The sequence below is a fragment of the Streptomyces sp. SCA2-17 genome (genome assembly GCF_044336695.1).
In genome coordinates, this window is sequence record NZ_CP117521.1 from 3,644,935 (window position 1) to 3,662,708 (window position 17,774).

Genomic DNA, 17,774 nt, shown 5'->3' on the forward strand with positions numbered 1-17,774 from the left:
GCAGGTTTTACGGGGCTTCCTTCAGAGGCCTTACGGAGCGGGCCCTACGGGACGAGCACCACCTTGCCGACCGTCCGGCGGGTTTCGAGGGCCCGGTGCGCGGCGGCGGCCTCGGTGAGCGGGAAGCGGGTGACGAGCGGGGTGACGCGGCCCGCGGCGGCGTCGGCGAGGGCGGTGGCCTCCAGGCGGCGCAGTCCCTCGGGGCCGCCGATGCGCTCCATCATGGCGGGGCCGAGGACGGTGCGGGAGGTGATGCCCCGCTCGGCGAGCTCCTCCTCGCTGAGCGTGAACGACGGTCCGTCGCCGGTCAGGCCGTCGGCGGACCAGCCGAAGACCAGGTGGCTGCCGCCGGGACCGAGCAGGCCGACCGCGGCGCGGGCGGCCTCGCCGCCGACCCCGTCGAAGACGACGGTGGCGCCCCGTCCGTCGAGGGCCGCGCGGGCGGCGTCCGGCCAGGCGGGGTCGTTGTAGTCGAGCGCGATGTCGGCGCCCAGGGCGCGCACGCGCTCCGCCTTGGCGGGTCCGCCGGCGAGGCCGACGACGGTGGCGCCGGCGTTCTTGGCGTACTGCACGAGGAGGGCGCCGATGCCTCCGGCGGCGGAGGTCACCACGGCGACGTCCTTGCTGCTCAGCTCGGTGAAGCCGAGGATGGCGAGCGTGGTGCGGCCGGTGCCGATCATGGCGATGGCCTCGGCTTCGCCGAGCCCGGCGGGCAGCTCGTGCACCTTGTCGGCGGCGGTGACGGCGAGCTCGGCGTAGCCGCCGGGGACCATGCCGAGGTGGGCGACGACGCGCCGGCCGAGCAGGCTCGCGTCGACGCCGTCACCGAGGGCGTCGACCGTGCCGGCGACTTCGCGGCCGGGGATGGTCGGCAGCTCGGGGGCGGTGTGGACGGCGCTGGTGTAGCCGGAGCGCAGGGCGGTGTCGAGCAGGTGCACGCCGGCGGCGGCGACGGCGATGCGGACCTGCCCGGGGCCGGGCTCGGGGTCCTCGACCCGCTCGTGGACGAGGTTCTCGGCGGGGCCGAAGGCGTGCAGTCGTACGGCGTGCATGGCGGTCTCCAGGGCGTCTCGCGGGTACGTGTCGTCGTTCGCGTGTCGTGCCGGTGTTGCCTTTGATCTTTCAACCTCAGCCATGGTTGAGGTCAAGCGCCGTTGTCAGTGGCCTGTGCCACCGTGGACGGCATGACGACGCGCGGGACGGATCACGGCAGGAAGCGGACGGGTGCGGCGCGCCCGGAGGCGAAGCTCCCGGAGGTGCGGCTGCCCGAGCTGCGGCCGCATGACGGCGCGGAGCTGGAGCCCGAGGGCGACTACGACGGCCTCGCGTTCACGGACACCGACTTCGCGGGGCAGCCGGGCATAGGCGCCCGCTTCCTGGACTGCGGGCTGTACCGCTGCGCGCTGGACGAGACGGAGCTGGTCGCGGCCCGGTTCACGGACTGCGTGCTGGACGGCGTCCGCGGCGTGGGCACCGACCTGTCGAAGGCCGGCCTGCGGGACGTGGAGATCCTCGACGCCCGGCTCGGCGGCACCCAGCTGCACGGCGCGGCGCTGGAGCGGGTCGTGATCCGCGGCGGGAAGATCGACTATCTGAATCTGCGCGGGGCCGTGCTGAAGGACGTCACCTTCGAGGGCGTCGTCCTCTCCGAGCCCGACTTCGGCGGCGCGCGCCTGGAGCGCGTCGCCTTCCGCGACTGCGCGCTGCGCCGCGCCGACTTCACGGGGGCCCGGATGACGGACGTGGACCTGCGGGCGGTGACGCAGCTCGACGTCGCCCGCGGCATCGAGCACCTGTCGGGCGCGGTGATCAGCCCGTCCCAACTCCTGGACCTGGCCCCGGCGTTCGCGGCGCAGATAGGCGTACGGGTGGAGCCGGCGGCGGAGTGATCCCGCCGTCGGTCACACGCGCGGGAAGCGGGCCTGGAGGTCCCAGACGACGGGGTTGTCGGCGAGGCCCTCGTGCATGTCGCACAGGTCGGCGATCAGGTCGTGCAGGAAGTCGCGGGCCTCGCGGCGCAGCGCGCGGTGGTCGAAGGTGAGCGCGGGCTCGTCGGCCGGCATCCAGTCGGCGGAGACCTCCACCCAGCCGAAGCGCCGCTCGAAGAGCATGCAGTCCGTGGACTCGGTGAAGTCGAGCTCGGCGAACTGCGGGGTCGCCGAGCGGTTGCCCCGCGGGTCGCGGTCGATCCGCTCCATGACGTCGCACAACGCCCACGCGAAGTCGAGCACCGGGACCCATCCCCAGGCTGTGGACAGCTCGCGGTCGGTCTTCACGTCGGCGATGTAGACGTCCCCGCAGAACAGGTCGTGCCGCAGGGCCCGCACGTCAGCGGTGCGGTAGTCCGTCTGCGGGGGGTCGGGGAAGCGGCGCGAGAGCGAGTAGCCGAGGTCGATCACGCCTCGATGGTGTCACGGCGCCGGGCCGTACGCGTAAACGTGTACGAGTCCGGGGTGCCCCGCGTCGGCGGCGGGGCACCCCGGACTCATGTGCGGTTGATCGTTACTTCACGTTGATCGCGGTCCAGGCGGCGGCGACTGCCTTGTACTCCGCGCTGCTGGAGCCGTAGAGGTCCGCGGTGGCCTTCAGGGTGCCGGTGCGGGCGGCCTTGTAGTTGGTGGTGGAGGTGAAGTACGTGGTCAGGGCCTTGTACCAGATCTTGGTGGCCTTGTCCCGGCCGATGCCGGCGACCTTGACGTTGTTGGCGGTCGGGCTGTCGTACGACACGCCGTTGATCGTCTTCGCGCCGCTGCCCTCGGACAGCAGGTAGAAGAAGTGGTTGGCCGGGCCCGAGGAGTAGTGGACGTCCAGGCGGCCGAGCGAGGAGGACCAGGAGTCCTTGGACTTGCCGTCCTTGCTGGGCTTGTCCATGTAGCGCAGCGGGGTGCCGTCGCCGTTGATGTTGATCTGCTCACCGATGAGGTAGTCGCCCTTGTCGGTGGAGTTGTTGGCGTAGAACTCGGCGGCGGTGCCGAAGATGTCCGAGGTGGCCTCGTTGAGGCCGCCGGACTCGCCGCTGTAGTTCAGGCCGGCCGTGGCGGAGGTGACGCCGTGGCTCATCTCGTGCGCGGCCACGTCGAGCGAGGTCAGCGGGTTCTTGTTGCCCTCACCGTCGCCGTAGGTCATGCAGAAGCATTCGTCGTCCCAGAAGGCGTTGACGTAGCTGTCGCCGTAGTGGACGCGGGAGTACGCGGCGACGCCGTCGTTCTTGATGCCGGTGCGGCCGAGCACGTTCTTGTAGAAGTCCCAGGTCACGGCCGCGCCGTAGTGGGCGTCGACGGCAGCCTTCTGGTCGCCCGCGCCCCACGTGTCGGTGGAGTTGGTGAACAGGGTCCCGGTGCCGTCCGTGCCCTGGGAGAGGTTGTAGGTCTTGTGGCCGCCGCGCTCGCCGTCCTGGAGCTGGTAGCCGTCGCCGCCCTTGGTGGTGGAGAGCTGCACGGTGCCGCTGTAGGTGCTGGTGCCCGAGCCGGTCTCGATGGCCTCGCGCTGGAAGAGCTTCTTGCCCGTGTCGGCGTCCGTGATCACGTGCAGCTTGCTGGGCGTGCCGTCCTTCTGGACGCCGGTGACCACGGTCTCGTAGGCGAGGACCGGCTTGCCGGAGGCGGCCCAGACGACCTTGCGCGGCGCGCTGTCGGCGCCGGCCTTGGCGGTCTTCTCGTCCGCGGCGGCGCTGAGCGCGCTCTTCTTCGCGGCGGCGGGGGCTTGGGCGGGGGTGGTGCTGGGCACGGATATCTCGGCGTCGGTCGCCTTGTCGACGCTCTTCGAGCCGCTCTTCGCCTCGTGCACGACGAGGTCGCCGCCGAGCACCGGCAGACCGTCGAAGGTGCGCTCGTAGCGGGTGTGGACCGTGCCGTTCGCGTCCTTGATCACGTCACGGACGACGAGCTTCTCCTTGCCGCCGAGGCCGAGCTTCGCGGCGGTGGAGGGAGCCGCGGACTGCGCGTCCTTGATCGCGGCGACCCGCTGCCCTGCGGAGACGGCGAGGGGCGAAGCCTCGCTCGCCTTGTCGGGGGTGGCGCTCGCGGAGCCGGTCTGCACGGCCACGACGACCATGGCGGCGGAGGCGACGAGCGCGGCGGCGCGCAGGGTGTTCTTGCGGGAGGTGGAGGTGACGCTTCTCAACTCTGTCTCCTATGTGCGGGCCGTGAACTCACGTCCCTTTGAGGGGGGTTAGGGCAGCACGGGTTACGGCTGCCCGGTGGTGCAGGAGTGGTGCAGGAGTGGATTGAGGAGAGAGTGCCATCCCCTGACCGACATTGACAGGGGCGCAACAAGGATTTGATCTGCCGTTCTCCGAAACGCGGTTGATTGATTCCGCTATGCGGTGAACTGACCGAGGCTGGTCCGGACTTGAAATCCGCCGCATCTCAGTTCGAGGACAGCAGTTGTATGCGATCCGATGGGATTGCATACAAGCGGAGCGGAGCGGGCCGCTACGGACCGCCGACAGGCTAGGGCCGGCGGCATCAAGATGGCGTGAAGTCCGGCCAACCGGCCTGGAAGGCTTGGAATGTCAGGTCAACGGGCCTGGGCGGCACGGGTTGTCAGGGCAGCAGGCGCTGTTCCTTTGCCACCGCGACGGCACCCGCCCGCGTATCGACGCCCAACTTGTCGTAGATCCGCCCCAGATGGGTCTTCACCGTCGCCTCGCTGATGAACAGAGCGCGAGCAATCTCCCGGTTACCCAGTCCACGGGCGAGTTGACCGAGGATGTCCCGCTCGCGGTCCGTCAGCGAGGGCCGCCCGGCGCCGCGCACCCGCGCCATGACGCGGCTCGCGACGGGCGGCGACAGCGTCGTACGCCCCTCGGCGGCCGCGCGGATGGCCGAGAACAGCTCCTCCGGGCGCTCGGCCTTCAGCAAATACCCCGTCGCGCCGGCGTCGATGGCACGGGTGACGTCGGCGTCCGTGTCGTACGTGGTGAGGACGAGGACGTACGGACCGCCGCGTTCCGCTCCTGCGGCCTTACTGGATGCGGTAGTTCCGGATGTGGTTGTTCCGGGTGGGGTCGTACGGGATGTGGTCGTGTGAGACGCGGCCGTCCGGGGTCCGGCCGTGGAGTCCGCCGCCTCCGCGACGATGCGGCGCGTCGCCTCGACCCCGTCCATGCCCGGCCCCAGTTGAAGGTCCATCAGGACGACGTCGGGCCGCAGCCGGGCGGCCAGCGCGACCGCCTCCTCGCCGCCGCCCGCCTCGCCCACGACCTCGATGCCGGGCGCGCTGGCCAGCAGCGCCAGCAGCCCGGCCCGGACGACGGCGTGGTCGTCGCACAGGAGGATGCGGACGGGACGGCGGGGTTCAGGACCGGTCACTGGGGCTCCAGGGGAACGCAGACGGAGACGACGGTGCCCTCGCCGGGCGCCGACTCGATGGTCAGGGTGCCGCCGAGCTGCCGCACGCGCGCCCGCATCGCGGGCAGGCCGTGGCCGCGCCCGCGGGCGGGGGAGGGCGGCGCGCCCGGCGCGAAGCCGCGCCCGTCGTCGGCGACGTCGAGGACGACCTGGTCGCCGAGGTAGCTCAGGGTGAGGGCGGCCGTCGCCGCGCCGGCGTGCTCGCGGACGTTCGCCAGGGCGCCCTGGGCGATCCGCAGCAGCGCGGCCCGCACCCCGTCCGGCAGCGCGACCGGGACCCCGTCGAGGTGGAAGAGCACCGGGGCTCCCGTCCCCTCGGCCGTCTCCGAGGCGGCCAGTGCCCGCAGCGCGTCCTCCAGCCGCGCGCCGCCGTCGAACTGCGGAGCGGCCAGGTCGTTGACGAACCGGCGGGCCTCGGCCAGGCCGCGGGCGGCGATGTCGGCGGCGGTACGGGTGTGGCGCCGGGCCGCCTCCGGGTCCGTGTCCCACGTCCGGTCCGCGGCCTGCAACAGCATGCGCTGGCTGGACAGCCCCTGGGCCAGCGTGTCGTGGATCTCCATCGACAGCCGCTGCCGCTCCGCCAGCGCGCCCTCGCGGCGCTCGGTCGCGGCCAGTTCGCGGCGCGTACGGACCAGGTCGTCGATCAGGGCGCGCTGCCGCTCCGTCTGGCGCTGCGTGTGGAGGAAGACGGCGGTGGCGACCGCGGCCACGGCCGGCGGGGCGAGCACGAGGGTGGGGTCGAAGCCGTGCGAGAGCCGGAGCTGGGCCACCACGACCAGGGCCGTGAGGAAGGCGACCAGGAGGACGGCGGCGCGGGCGGGGAGCGTGCGCAGCCCCGTGTAGAGCAGCGGCACCGAGCACCACGCGAAGCTCGGCGCGAGCACGACGAGGACGACCCACGTCGCGACGACGGCGGCCAGCCACAGGAGCTGAGGCCGGGGGCGGGCGAGGGCCGGGCTCAGGCGGACGAAGGCCGGGCTCAGCACGTAGAGCAGGGCGAGCAGCACGCTGAGGACGGTGATCCACGGGGTGCGGGGCTCGCCCGGGTGCCGGATGAGGAAGCGGGCGAAGGAGGCGGAGAGGAGCAGGAAGAAGGCGGCGTGCATGACGAGGGCGAGGCGGCGGGCGCCGGGTTCGGTGCCGGGGCCGGGGCCGGTGCCGGGTTCGGTGCCGGGGGCGTCGGCCGGGCCGTCGTCGGGGCCGCCGTACGGGCCGTCGTCGGGAAGGGTCACCCCCTGTTCCTAACCCGCGCGGCGGGCGTCCGCATCAGCCGATCGGTTGACCCCGGGGGCAGCCGGGACGCCGATGCGGGGGCGGAAGCGGTCGCCAACGATGGAGACACAAGCAATCACTGGCCTGCACCTGCATGAGGAGCCGAAATGAAGTCTGCGACGCCTGCACAGCCCGCGAAGTCCGCGCTGCGGAAGCTCTCCGTCCGCAGCCGCGTGCTCGTGGGCGCGGCCGGGGCCGCCGTCGTCGCGGCCGGCACGTTCGGGGCGGTCTCCGCGACGGCCTCGCCCGCGGCGCAGCGCCAGGCTCCGGTGACCGTGGCCGGCAGCGGGGTGACCGAGTCCGCGCACCTGTCGGTGGACGCGGCGACGCGCGCCGCCCAGGCCGCGCTGGCCGCGGCGAAGAAGGAGGGCCAGAAGGTGTCCGTCGCGGTGGTCGACCGCAACGGCAACACGCTGGTGACCCTGCGCGGCGACGGCGCGGGCCCGCAGTCCTACGAGTCGGCGGTACGGAAGGGCTTCACGGCCGTCTCCTGGAACGCTCCCACCTCGGAGCTCGTCAAGCGCCTCCAGAGCGTCCCGAACCTCAAGGACATCCCCGGCACCCTGTTCCTGCCGGGCGGCACGCCGGTCCAGGTCAAGGGCGCGCCGGTGGCCGGCATCGGCGTGGCCGGGGCCCCGAGCGGCGACCTGGACGAGAAGTTCGCGCAGGCAGGCGCGGCGGCGCTGGGCTAACCTGCGGGGCCAGGACGCGGGAGGGGCGGGGAGCATGCGGATCGTCACGGTGCCGGAGGCGGAGACCCCGCCGGAGCTGCGGGCGGCCGCCGAGGCCCTGCGCGAGCAGGCGTGGCCCGGCGGCGGCCCCCACGACCCGGCCCTGCGGCCCGTCGCGATGCTGCTCGTGGCGCCGGACGGCGGCGTACGGGCGGCGCTGGACATCCTGTCCAAGGAGATCACCCACGGGGGCCGGACCTACCGGGCGTCCGGCCTCAGCGCGGTCGTCACGGACACGGCGCACCGCGGCAAGGGACACGGGCGGCGGCTGGTGGCCGCCGCCCGTGAGGTGATCGCCGCGAGCGGCGCGGACGTGGGGCTGTTCACCTGCGACCGCCCGCTCCAGCCCTTCTACGAGAGCGCGGGCTGGGAGCTCCTGCCCGGCACGTCGCTGATCGGCGGCACGCCGCGGAACCCCTTCCCCAGTGATCAGCCGGGCTTCGACAAGGTCACCATGGGCGCCTTCTTCACGGCGCGGGCCCGCGCGGACGCGGCCGCGGGCGCTTTCGAGCAGAGCCGCATCGGGCTCTACCCGGGCGAGACGGACCGCTTGTGGTGATGAGTGTCCGGCAATGAGCCTTTGAGGATCAGGTCGGCGGCCGGTCCTCGGGCGGCTGCTGCTGCTTGCCCAACTGCTCGTTGATCTTCTGCTGGGCGGTGTCGACCTGGCTCTGGTACTTGTTCTGCGTCTTGGCGTCGAACGCGTCGCCCGCCTTCTCGACGCCCTGCCGAGCTTGGTCCTCATGGCCCTTGAGCAGGCCCTTGAGCTTGTCGAGCATGGACATGGCCGTCCTCCTCACGGAACGCTGACCCACCCAGCATCTCCGCATTCGGCGCGGCCCGCATCCGCGGCCGTAGCCCTGGGCTTCACCCTGGGCTCCCACCGGACGTCACCCCGTGCTGGTGTATCCGCAGCTCCAGCACTTGTACACACCATTGCCCATCTGCTGCATCATGTTCTGGCAGTTCGGGCAGGCCAGGGCCAGGGGTTTCAGGGGGCCGCGGCGCCCAGCCCCTCGGGACACACGGGGCAGACGCCGCGCACGATCACCGGGGACGTCGCGTCGCCGGGATTCTCCGCCACGACGACGACCCGCAGGGGCCGCAGGCACCCCGGGCAGAGCTCGGGCTCGCGGTCCCGGTCCCTGATCGCCGCGGCAAGAATGCGTTCGAGTGAGTCGCCGTCGTCCATGGTGCGTGAGTCCTGTCTTCACGGGTCCCCTCCTTGGGTACACCTACCCGCCCCGAAGAAGCCCAACTCCGCTGCTCAGCAGGTGGTTACGGAGTGTGCGCAACCGGTCGGCCGTGTGGTATGGCGAGCATGCTCCCCTTGGTTCTACCCAGCTTCACGGTGCTCGTGCGCCGGCCCCTCATGGCCTGCGGGCAGCAGAACCATGAGGGGCCTTCCGCCCCGGTGGTCACCGGGTGGCCAGTGCCGGTTCGGCGGGGGCGGGCCGGGCGAAGGAGCGGTCGCAGTAGACCAGCGGGGGGCGGTCACCGGAGTGCGCCGTCTCGACCCGGCCGACCAGGATGCTGTGGTCGCCGCCGTCGAGGATCTCGTGCGTCGAGCAGGCCAGCCGGGCCGTGGCCGCCACCAGTCCGGGCAGCCCGAACTCGCAGGGCACCATGTCGCCCGCGGCGAAACGGTCGGTGCCCGAGGCGGCGAAGCGCAGGGCGACGCCGGACTGCTCGTGCGCGAGAACGTTGACCAGGAACCGGTCCGTGTCCACGAACACTTCGTGCGTGCTCGCGCCCTTGTCCAGGCAGACCAGTATCAGCGGGGGGTCCAGGGAGAGCGAGCTGAAGGAGCTCGCGGTGAACCCCCGGGGCTCCCCGGAGGGGCTGACGGTGGTGACCACGGTCACGGGGCCGGGCACCCGGGCCATGGCCCGGGTGAAGTCACGGGGATCGATGGGCATGGGGGCGTCCACTCCTCACGTCGCGGCCGGTGCGGCGTCCAGCCACTCACCTGTCGGGGCGCCGAAGACGGGGCCGTCTCCGCGGTTGTCGAAGATGATCTCTCCCCGGCGCACGGTGACGTCGGGCCGTCCGGTGAACGTCCAGCCCTCGTACGCCGACCAGCCGCACTTGGACCGGACGTCGCCGGCGGACATCATCCACACCGCGTCCGGGTCGAAGAGCGTGAAGTCGGCGTCCAGGCCGGGCGCGACGCTTCCCTTGCGCCCGGCGATGCCGAACAGCTCCGCCGGCCGCCGGGAGGCGAACCGTGCGATACGGCTCATGACCTCGTCCAGCGGCATGTCCGGAAACCTCCGGCGCATGCCGGTGAACACCGCGGTGAGGAGCTCCTGCACACCGGGCAGTCCGGGCGGGGAGTCCTGGACGGACCGTGTCTTCTCCTCCACGGTGTGCGGAGCGTGGTCACTGCCGATCGTGGCGACGGCGTCGTCGGCGAGCGCCTGCCACAGCCCCTGCTGGTCCCGCACCGAGCGGATGGCCGGGCTGAGGCGGATGCGCGCGCCGAGCCGCTCGGTGTCGTCGGCGGAGAACGACAGGTGGTGGGCGGTCACTTCGTGCGTGACGGGCAGGCCGGCGTGGTGCGCCGCGCGCAGCAGCTCGGACTCCTCGGCGGAGGACACGTGGACCACGTGGACGGACGTGCCGTGCTTGCGGACCAGTTCGATGACGCGGGCCGCGGCCACGATGCCGCCGCTCCGGGGGCGCGACGGTTCGTAGTCGCGGTACGCGGCGGGCTCGCCCTTGAGCTCGTCGAGGAGGGAGAAGACGGCATCGTCCTCCGCGTGCAGGACCACCCGCAGCCCGCGTTCGGCGGCGATCGCGAAGATCTCGTCCAGCACCCCGGGGTCCCGGATGACGTGCGGGGCCGTGTGGTGCCCGGTCATGAAGACCTTCACGGACGTGGCCTGGCGGGGACGGAGCCGGCGCAGGTTGTCCACGCTGGTCTCGGTCACACCGAAGTGGAACCGGTAGTCCACCAGGGACCTGCCCTCGACCAGGGCGGACTTGCCGGCCGCCGCGTCGGGATCGATCAGCGGCGGCTGGGTGTTCGGCATGTCGATGACGGTCGTCACGCCGCCGGCCGCCGCGGCCCGGCTGCCGTGTTCCCAGTCCTCTTTGTAGAGCAGCCCGGGAGTTCGGAAGTGCACGTGGGAGTCGATGATTCCGGGCAGGAGGTAGCGCCCTTCGGCGTCGATCGTGCGGCGTGCGGGAAGGGCTTCCCCCGCCTCGGCGATCTTCGCGATGCGGCCGTCCAGGACGGCGACGCCGCCGGCCGTCACGCCCTGGGGAGTGACGACGCGGGCGTTCGTGACGAGCAGGTCGAACGCCGTTCCCGGCCGGGGCTCCGTGCCGGTGGCGGGCGCTGCCGTGGCGGTCATGTTCTCGTCCGTCCGCTTCACGCCGACCACCCGGCGCTCACCAGGTCCCTGCACAGGTCGTTGGTCGGTCCCATGTGGCCGACGGCCCGGGCGTCGCGGGCCAGCTTGTTGAGCTGGTGGCCGCGCAGGAAGCCGGCGCTGCCGAGCAGCCGCAGGGCCTCCTGGCACACCTCTTCCGCGATCGTGGAAGCGACCAGCTTGCTGTACAGGGTGGTCATTCCGGGCTCGGCACCGTCCTTGCGGCCCGCCCGCTCCACGATGGCCGCGGCGGCTTCGGCACGCGCGGCGAGATCGACCAGGCGGTGGCGCACGGCCTGCCGGCCGGCCGAGCCGCGGCGCTCGGCGTGGGCACGGGCCAGCCGGTAGGCGGAGGCGGCGATGCCGGCGGACACCGCCCCCAGCGTCGCACCCGACTCGCGGACCCCGGCGATGATGGACGCGGCCTTCCCGATCGGCCCGAGAACGGCGTCCTCGCCGACCCCGCAGTCGTTCAGCTCCACGAAGCCCGTGGCCGAGGCGCGCATGCCTACCAGGTCCATGCCCGTGTCGGCGACGAGTCCGGGGGTGTCGGCCTCGACCAGGAAGAAGGTCTGGCCGTCGCTGCCGTACGTGGTGTGCGTGCCGCTCGGGCGGGCGGACTGGGCGAGCACGAGATAGATCCGGGCGAGGCCGGCACCCGTGGTGAAGGTCTTGGCCCCGTTCAGCCGCCACCCGCCGTCGCGGCGTTCCGCCGTGGTCGACAGGTTGCGCTTGTCCGCACCGGCCCCGCTCTCGCTCCACGCCGACGCGGCGAGCCATTCGCCGCTCGCCAGCAGCGGCAGGTAGCGCTCCTGCTGGGAGGGGGAGCCCCACTCGACGATGCGCGCGCTGACCGCGTAGTGCTGGAAGAGGATGATGGCCAGGGAGGGGTCGGCCGTCGCGACGAGCTCGACCAGCCGGTTGGTGAGGACGGCGTCGCCGCCGAGCCCGCCGTGCTCCGCGGGGATCGCGGCGCCCAGGATCCCCGAGGAGCGCAGCGCGGTGAAGACGTCCTCGGGCAGTTCCGCGGCGTCGTCGGAAGCGGAGGCGGTGGCGCGGAGGACCTCCAGCAGGGGCTCGTAACGCCCGGCGAGGTGCTCCCGGGACGGGGCCGGGCTCAGACGGTCAGTGGCAGGCATGCCGGGTCCTCCTGGTAGTGGTAGTCCCGCAGCGGGACGATGTCGGTGGGCGCGGTGAGCTGGGCGAGCTTCCGGCTGACGCTCACCCAGTGCAGGACGTCGTCGCTGCCGTCCGCGGCGCCGCCGGCGGCCGGGGCGACCGACGCCTTGGCGGCCGTGCCGCCGGAGACGGTCTCGATTTCGAGGAAGTCCCGTGCCATCCCCGCCTCCTGGGCGAGGCGGGCGGGCACCGTACCGGCGATGCCGGTGGCGGCCGTCAGGCAGATCGTGCCGGTCAGAGCCACGCTGGGGTGCCACTTGGGCACGGACACGGCCCGGACGGACAGCCGTCCGGGGGCGTAGCAGCCCAGTGCGGCGATCTTCGGGAACGTGCCGGTCCTGGGCCAGTTCAGCAGGTCGGCGGCCGCCTCGCGGATGCTCAGCAGGCGCTCGTAGACGTCGTCACCCGCGGTGAAGAGGGCCGGCTCGTCCTCAAGGCCCAGCCCGCGGGCGTCGACGAAGACGTACGGGTTCCCCATGGACACCAGGGAGGCCTCGTGGACGCCGAAGCGGGTGACCAGCTGGTCCGTGGGCCGCCCGGTGAGCAGCAGGTCGCGCAGCCGCACCTCGGTGTCCTGGAGGAAGTGCACCGTGAAGCTGCCGCTCCGGCGGCGCGCCTCGTCCACTTCGCAGACCACGTGGTCGCCGTTGTTGAGGACCTTGACCCGGACCCGGCCGCCGGGGGCGAGCCGGGGCAGCCAGTTGCGCTCCTCGGCGGAGATCACGGAGGCCAGGATCGAGTGGCCGCAGCTTCCCTGGAAGTCGAACAGGTCGGGGCCTCCGGGCAGCGCCTGAACGAACTGGTAGTCCAGGTCGAAGAGGGGGTGCGCGGACGGGGACACCAGCGCGATCTTGAGGACGTGTCCCTGGCCGATGCCGTCCAGCCACTTGCGGATGACGGTCAGCACGGGCCGGAGCCGCGCCTCGTCGCGGGGCAGCCGGGTGCCGTCCAGGACGATGGTCGGAGTCGGGGCGCCCTCCGCCCGGGCGATGTGGCCGATCACCGCGGGCTCTCGACCGGGAGCGCCGCGGCCCGGGCGGTGGGCCCGCAGAACTGCTGGAGCCACAGCTCGTGGACCATCAGGGACCAGATCGCCATGGCCGCGGGGTCGTTCGGAGCGGTCGCCTGGGTCCGGAAGAGCGCGTCGATCCGTTGCGGGTCCAACTGGCCGCGCCGGCGGACCGTTTCGGGCGAGAGGACGTCCCGGGCGAATTCCATCAGCGGCTGTCCGGGCCGGAGCATGGCGTTGACCGGCAGGGTGAACGGCTGCTTGGGACGGTTGAGCACGGAATCGGGCAGCAGCCCGGCCGCGGCCTCGTAGAGGATCTTCTTGCCCTTGTCCCCGGAGACCTTGAACTCCGCGGGGATCGAGCGCGCGTAGCGCACGACGCCCGGCTGGCAGAACGGGAGCCGCACCTCCACCGAGGCCGACATGCTCAGGTGGTCCACGCGGCGGAGGTGGTAGGCGGGCAGCCGGACGCCGATCTCGAACTCGGTCAGCGTGGCCATCGTGTCCGTGCCCGACGCACGCAGGCTCTCGGCGATCGCGTCGGACGGCGAGCCGTGGTCGCCGGCGAAGGACCGGTACTCCGGCGAGTAGAGCGATTCCCGCAGGGAGCGCGGCACTGCCGCCAGCGCCTCGACGTAGTCCGGGACCCAGTCCGTGCCGTACGGGGCGTTGACCGCCGCCTTGATGCGGTCGTAGCCGCCGAAGAGCTCGTCCGCGGCGTCGCCGGTGATGGCGACCTTGAACCCGGCGTCGCGGACGGCCGCGAACAGGGCGTACGTGCTGAGGGTGATCGGGTCGGCGTTGGGCTGGCCCAGGTGCCAGACCACGTCCGGCAGCAGGGACGGGAACGACGCGGGGTCGATCTCCACTTGGTGATACTGCGTGCCGTAGCGCTCGGAGACCTCACGGGCGAAGGCACGCTCGTCCGACGGCCAGGTGCCCCGGTAGGCGATGTTGAAGGTGTGGAGACCGCTCACCTTGCCGGCCGCGAGCGCCGTCATCAGGCTGGAGTCGAGCCCGCCACTGGTGATCGTGGAGACGGGGACGTCGGCGAGGGTGAGGCGGTGGACCTCCTCGCGCAGGCTCGCCAGGACGTGGCCGGCGGCCTCGGTCGCGTCGCCATGGGCGAACGGTGCGTTCCGCACCGGGCGGCGGGTGATGCGCAGGCCGCCGCTCCGTGTGACGGACGCGGTCGCGGCGGGAGGCAGCACGCCGATCCCGTCGAACATCGTCTGTTCGCCGAAGGGGGTCTTGGTCGCCAGGTAGGCGTCCAGCCCGGGCTCCCACGGGCGTGCGGGGACGTTGCGGAAGGACAGCAGGGCCGGCAGCTCGGACGAGAAGTACAGGTGCCGCGCCGACGCGTTCCAGTGGTAGTAGAGCGGCTTCATGCCGACCTCGTCGGTGACCAGCAGCATCGTGGGTTCACCACGAAGGTCGACGAGGGCGATCGAGTACATGCCGTCGAGGTGCTCGACGAACTCCTGCCCGTACTCGGCGTAGAGGGCGGGAATGATCGATCCGTCGCAGGTGTCGGTGAAGGTGTGGCCCTTCGCGGTCAGCTTCCGGCGCAGCTCGGCGTGGTTGTAGATCTCGCCGTTGAAGACCGCGATGATGTGGTCCCCCAGCCGGTACGGCTGGTCCCCGGCGTCGAGGTCCATGATCGCCAGCCGGTTGTTTCCCAGTGCCCAGCCGGCGCCCGCCGCCCGGGTCTGCGCGTCCGGTCCGCCGTGCCGCTGGAGGGCGGCGACCGTCTTCAATTCGTGGGGTGTCGCCTCGGCGTCAAAATGTCCGAAGATCCTGCACATGACTGCATCACCGAACCTTGTTCGCGATTTCGGCGCCGGTGGGGAAGCGCCTGGTCAACGGGTGGTATGGCTGGCCGCAATAAGGCGCAGGGAAGGATTGCATGCCCATCCCGCGCGCGGCGGTGTGCGTGTCTTGCGTAGCCGGGAAATGTGCCCGGAAAAATGGGTTGGAAATTGGGCCGGAAATTGGGGCCGGGAAATGCTCGCCGAGAGAGCGTGCGCAGGCGCGGGTGAAGGCGAACGCGTCGGCCCGCTGGGCCCGTGGGGCCTCAGAGCTCGGAGGCCGGCTTTCCGCCCTTGCCCCAGTAGCTCGGATCGACGTCGCGGATGACGACCGTGACCGCTTCGAGCGGGCAGCCGGCGATCCGGGAGACGGTGGCCGAGACTTCTTCGATCAGTTCGCGCCGATCGTCGTGGTCGTTTCCGCGCCACCAGTCAACGGTGATAACGGGCATGATTGCTGAATTCCCCCTGTGTCTGCTTCGGCGGCGTTCAAGGGGATGGCGCTTCGGCGTCTTTGCCTGTCGCGCCGGATTTCCTGGGCGCGACGGATGCTCCGAAAAGACGTCCCCCGATCGCTCTGGCTCCATGTCACCACACCCTTGGAGGGGTGATCAATGCTCTGCGATCGGGATCACATTTAGTCTACATCTATCGATGGAGTGCGGGCATGGCGAAGCCGCCGGCAGTGTGCGTGCTCACAATAAACCGGCGCGGAGATTTCTTTTTCGAAGTTGTTTTTCGGGCGCGGAAAAGGGCGAGGGGCCCGGCCCTGTCGGTCAGAGCCGGGCCCCTCGCGCTCGGGCGTCAGACGGTCTTGAGCTGCCCGCCGTCGACCGTGAAGTCGGCGCCGTTGACCGCCCGGGTGCGGCCGGACGCGAGCATGCGCACCACCTCGGCCACCTCCTCCGGCTCGGTCAGGCGTCCGGTGGTCAGGCCCGCCATGGCGGGGAAGCCCTCGAGGAACTCGTCGAGCGACTTGCCCGCCGAAGCGGCCAGGCCCGCACCGAAGCCGTCGGCGTCGGTCCAGGCGGGGGTGCGGGTGGGGCCGGGCGACACGGTGTTCACCCGGACGCCCTTCGGGCCCAGCTCCATCGACAGCGCCTTGCTCAGGTTGGTCAGCGCGGCCTTGGCGGCGCCGTAGTCCACGGTGGGCGGCTGGGGGCCGCGGGCCCGTGCCGACGACACGTTGATGATCGCGCCCTGGCTCTCGATCAGGTGCGGCAGCGCGGCGCGCACGGCGCGGACGACGCCGAAGAAGTTGAGCTCGAAGGTCCGCTGCCACTCCGCGTCGTCGATCGCCGCGAACCCACTGGTCCGGGGCGAGAACGCGCCGACGTTGTTGACGAGGACGTCCACGGAGCCGAAGGCCGAGTGGGCCTGCCGGATCAGCTCCGCCGGTCCCTCCGGGGTGGCCAGGTCGACGGAGACGGCGAGCGAGGCCGTTTCCTTCAGCTCCGGGGTGATGGTGCGGGCGGCCCCGACCACACGGAAGCCGTCCTCCTCCAGGAAGCGGGTCACCGCGAGGCCGATGCCCTTGCTGGCACCCGTCACCACGGCCGTTTTCACCGTCATTTGCTGGTTCCTTCCTCAAGACCTGACAAGGCGTTCGTAAAGCTTGTAAAGCCCATAAAGCTCGTGAAGTTCATGAAGTTCGTGAAGCTCTGACGTCGCGTGAACAAGAGAAGGGCGGCGGGACGGCCGAGTCAGCGGCCCCGGGCGTAGTCGTACGAGGCGAGCAGCACCTGCCAGATCACCTCCAGCTCGTCCCGGTCGCGGGGGCCGAAGACGAGCTGGGTGTTCTGGACCGGGTGCGGGACGCCCCAGCCCGCCTCCGTGACCGACTTCTTCAGCTCGCCGGGGAGCGTGAGGTGCAGGCTGCCGTCCTGAGGGGGGTGCTGGTGGGCGAACTCACGGCTGCTGCGGATGAAGGCGTCGTCGGGACCGGTGCCGAACTCGGGCGCGAGGTGGATGGCGCGGGCCTCGGGATAAGGGACGTGCGTGGGCGCCAGGTACACGCCGCTGAGCGACCGCATGCGCTGCCAGAGTTCTTCCTGGAGCGGTGTCGGCGCGACCTGGTCCAGCTGCCCGTGCGGGACAGGACCACGGGTGCGGGGGGCGGGCCCCGGCCTCTGCGGGAGCTTCATGTGAGTTCTCCTGTCCTGGTGGTCACTTGACGTCGGCGGACACGCCGGCGGCACGGTAGAGGGCGGGGTCGAACGGGGTGGGCCCGCCGCAGGTGATGAAGGTCGCGCCCTGTGCGCCCTGCTCGTCGGTGGCCGGCTTCCGGGCGCCGTGCGGGACGCCGGGCGGCGCGAAGAGCACGTCTCCGGCGGTGACGTCGTTCCACTGGTCGTGCATGTAGAGCTGGCCGAGGCCCTCGACGGCGATGAACGCCTCTTCGCTCTCCGGGTGGATGTGGACGTTGAACGTCTGCCCGGGCTCCTGCATGCCGCAGTGCAGGCACAGCCGGGCACTGCCGGTCCCCGGCCAGAAGACGAAGTTCATGACCGCGCCCTCTCCCTCGGCGGGACCCTCGCCGATGCCGGAGAAACCGCGCAGCTGCACGTCGTCGTCGCTCAGGGCGCCCGAGATCTTGGGCGCGTCACCCAGCTTCTCGCCGCCCTGGAGCTTGGTGCGCCACACGTAGGCCGTCATGCCCGCCTCGCCGGCGGCGAGTTCGAGCGTCCGGCCGGTGGGCGAGTAGAGGGAGGACTTCCGCTCCAGCGCGAACCGTTCACCGGTCACGTCGCCGTGGCCGGAGCCTTCGAGGACGACGACGGTGTTCTCCTCCTCGAAGGCCCAGCCCAGGCGCCACACCGAGTTCGGGGCGACCTCCACGACGTTGAGCTTGACGAGCTCCGCCCCCATGGCGGGTCCCACCGGCTCGGCCACCCGGCCCCAGTCGAAGGACGAGAAGGCGAACTCGGAACGGCGGATGATGCACCCTTTGGAGTCGCTGACAGGCATGGGCAATTCCTTCCTTGAGCAGTTCGGAACGCGGTTGTTCGTACGGCTCACGGTCCCCCGTGGCAAAGGCACCCTGCGGC

The 17,774-nt window shown here is 71.6% G+C and carries 19 protein-coding genes; 3 read left to right on the forward strand and 16 right to left on the reverse strand.

All coding sequences use genetic code 11. The annotated features are described in order from the left end of the window. Nucleotides 1-44: 44 nt before the first annotated feature. Entirely contained in the window at nucleotides 45-1,052 is a 1,008-nt protein-coding gene (locus tag PS271_RS16475) for a zinc-binding dehydrogenase (RefSeq protein WP_398382600.1), read from the reverse strand. 132 nt (nucleotides 1,053-1,184) lie between these two features. Between PS271_RS16475 and PS271_RS16480 the strand changes: the two genes are divergently transcribed. Next, a complete protein-coding gene (locus tag PS271_RS16480) occupies nucleotides 1,185-1,889 on the forward strand; it encodes a pentapeptide repeat-containing protein (protein ID WP_398382601.1) in 705 nt (234 codons plus the stop codon). A gap of 12 nt (nucleotides 1,890-1,901) precedes the next feature. On the opposite strand, the gene PS271_RS16485 is transcribed toward PS271_RS16480, so the two are convergent. The 4 genes from PS271_RS16485 to PS271_RS16500 all read right to left on the reverse strand — a co-directional run bounded on the left by PS271_RS16485 (nucleotide 1,902) and on the right by PS271_RS16500 (nucleotide 6,457). Next, nucleotides 1,902-2,399, reverse strand: a complete 498-nt coding sequence (locus PS271_RS16485; RefSeq protein WP_398382602.1) for a hypothetical protein — start codon at nucleotides 2,397-2,399, stop codon at nucleotides 1,902-1,904. Nucleotides 2,400-2,502: 103 nt separating this feature from the next. Further along, nucleotides 2,503-4,122 carry a M4 family metallopeptidase gene (locus PS271_RS16490; protein ID WP_398382603.1) on the reverse strand — a complete coding sequence of 540 codons (1,620 nt, stop codon included), beginning with the start codon at nucleotides 4,120-4,122 and terminating at the stop codon, nucleotides 2,503-2,505. A gap of 422 nt (nucleotides 4,123-4,544) precedes the next feature. After that, nucleotides 4,545-5,312, reverse strand: a complete 768-nt coding sequence (locus tag PS271_RS16495; protein ID WP_398382604.1) for a response regulator — start codon at nucleotides 5,310-5,312, stop codon at nucleotides 4,545-4,547. Continuing rightward, nucleotides 5,309-6,457 carry a sensor histidine kinase gene (locus PS271_RS16500; RefSeq protein ID WP_398386887.1) on the reverse strand — a complete coding sequence of 383 codons (1,149 nt, stop codon included), beginning with the start codon at nucleotides 6,455-6,457 and terminating at the stop codon, nucleotides 5,309-5,311. Before PS271_RS16500 ends, PS271_RS16495 begins: the two co-directional genes overlap by 4 nt. A 312-nt stretch (nucleotides 6,458-6,769) precedes the next feature. Here PS271_RS16500 and PS271_RS16505 point away from each other — a divergent pair, with 312 nt between their 5' ends. Together PS271_RS16505 and PS271_RS16510 are read left to right on the forward strand one after the other, a co-directional pair. Then, entirely contained in the window at nucleotides 6,770-7,315 is a 546-nt protein-coding gene (locus PS271_RS16505; protein WP_398386889.1) for a GlcG/HbpS family heme-binding protein, read from the forward strand. A gap of 34 nt (nucleotides 7,316-7,349) precedes the next feature. Then, nucleotides 7,350-7,913, forward strand: a complete 564-nt coding sequence (locus PS271_RS16510; protein WP_398382605.1) for a GNAT family N-acetyltransferase — start codon at nucleotides 7,350-7,352, stop codon at nucleotides 7,911-7,913. A gap of 28 nt (nucleotides 7,914-7,941) precedes the next feature. Here PS271_RS16510 and PS271_RS16515 read toward each other — a convergent pair whose 3' ends face one another. The 11 genes from PS271_RS16515 to PS271_RS16565 all read right to left on the reverse strand — a co-directional run bounded on the left by PS271_RS16515 (nucleotide 7,942) and on the right by PS271_RS16565 (nucleotide 17,694). Next, complete coding sequence (locus PS271_RS16515; protein ID WP_398382606.1) at nucleotides 7,942-8,139, reverse strand: antitoxin; 198 nt, start codon at nucleotides 8,137-8,139, stop codon at nucleotides 7,942-7,944. A gap of 206 nt (nucleotides 8,140-8,345) precedes the next feature. Next, a complete protein-coding gene (locus PS271_RS16520; protein WP_398382607.1) occupies nucleotides 8,346-8,546 on the reverse strand; it encodes a hypothetical protein in 201 nt (66 codons plus the stop codon). A 226-nt stretch (nucleotides 8,547-8,772) separates the two neighbouring features. Beyond that, complete coding sequence (locus tag PS271_RS16525; protein WP_398382608.1) at nucleotides 8,773-9,273, reverse strand: flavin reductase family protein; 501 nt, start codon at nucleotides 9,271-9,273, stop codon at nucleotides 8,773-8,775. Between the two features lie 15 nt (nucleotides 9,274-9,288). Next, complete coding sequence (locus tag PS271_RS16530) at nucleotides 9,289-10,713, reverse strand: dihydroorotase (protein ID WP_398382609.1); 1,425 nt, start codon at nucleotides 10,711-10,713, stop codon at nucleotides 9,289-9,291. A gap of 17 nt (nucleotides 10,714-10,730) precedes the next feature. After that, entirely contained in the window at nucleotides 10,731-11,870 is a 1,140-nt protein-coding gene (locus PS271_RS16535) for an acyl-CoA dehydrogenase family protein (RefSeq protein ID WP_398382610.1), read from the reverse strand. Continuing rightward, nucleotides 11,849-12,913 carry a PrpF domain-containing protein gene (locus tag PS271_RS16540; protein WP_398382611.1) on the reverse strand — a complete coding sequence of 355 codons (1,065 nt, stop codon included), beginning with the start codon at nucleotides 12,911-12,913 and terminating at the stop codon, nucleotides 11,849-11,851. Before PS271_RS16540 ends, PS271_RS16535 begins: the two co-directional genes overlap by 22 nt. Then, a complete protein-coding gene (asnB, locus tag PS271_RS16545; RefSeq protein ID WP_398382612.1) occupies nucleotides 12,910-14,724 on the reverse strand; it encodes an asparagine synthase (glutamine-hydrolyzing) in 1,815 nt (604 codons plus the stop codon). Before asnB ends, PS271_RS16540 begins: the two co-directional genes overlap by 4 nt. A gap of 269 nt (nucleotides 14,725-14,993) precedes the next feature. Beyond that, a complete protein-coding gene (locus PS271_RS16550; protein WP_398382613.1) occupies nucleotides 14,994-15,179 on the reverse strand; it encodes a tautomerase family protein in 186 nt (61 codons plus the stop codon). Between the two features lie 352 nt (nucleotides 15,180-15,531). After that, entirely contained in the window at nucleotides 15,532-16,299 is a 768-nt protein-coding gene (locus tag PS271_RS16555; protein WP_398382614.1) for an oxidoreductase, read from the reverse strand. 131 nt (nucleotides 16,300-16,430) lie between these two features. Further along, the gene (locus PS271_RS16560; protein ID WP_398382615.1) at nucleotides 16,431-16,871 is read right to left on the reverse strand and encodes a luciferase domain-containing protein; all 441 of its coding nucleotides are present in this window, start codon (nucleotides 16,869-16,871) and stop codon (nucleotides 16,431-16,433) included. A gap of 22 nt (nucleotides 16,872-16,893) precedes the next feature. After that, nucleotides 16,894-17,694, reverse strand: coding sequence for a cupin domain-containing protein (locus PS271_RS16565; RefSeq protein ID WP_398382616.1), 801 nt, complete (start codon nucleotides 17,692-17,694; stop codon nucleotides 16,894-16,896). Between the last annotated feature and the right edge of the window lie 80 nt (nucleotides 17,695-17,774).